This is a genomic window from Nocardia sp. NRRL WC-3656 (genome assembly GCF_000720265.1).
Taxonomy (GTDB): domain Bacteria; phylum Actinomycetota; class Actinomycetes; order Mycobacteriales; family Mycobacteriaceae; genus Nocardia; species Nocardia nova.
In genome coordinates, this window is sequence record NZ_JOJF01000127.1 from 1 (window position 1) to 348 (window position 348).

Sequence of the window (348 nt, forward strand, 5' to 3'; positions counted from 1 at the left end):
AGCCCTGCCTGCGGCTGCGAGGCACTAGCGCCGAGAGAGAGCAGAGTGCTCTTGCCAGCGCCGTTGGGTCCGAGGAGCACAGTATGGCCCGGTGAAAACTCCAGGTCGAGCTGGTTAAGGACTGGGCGTGATGTGCGGGGATAACGGAAGGTGCAGGACTGGTAGTGCAAGGGCATCGGTGGTACCTCGGCGCCGGAGCGGGACTCCTCCGGCTACGCCGACATGGGGTGGGCGCAACCGGAGGAGCAGAGTTTTAGTAGGACACGGTAAGGGACTTGACCCAGGTACGGACGCCCGTAGCACCGTCGTTGACGACGAAGTAGTAGTCGCCGGCGCCGTGATCAGACC

At 63.8% G+C, this 348-nt stretch carries 1 protein-coding gene; it reads right to left on the bottom strand.

The annotated features are described in order from the left end of the window. The coding region (locus tag IG65_RS37510) for an ATP-binding cassette domain-containing protein (RefSeq protein ID WP_156055940.1) at positions 1–176 on the bottom strand (176 nt) is incomplete at its 3' end. Between the last annotated feature and the right edge of the window lie 172 nt (positions 177–348).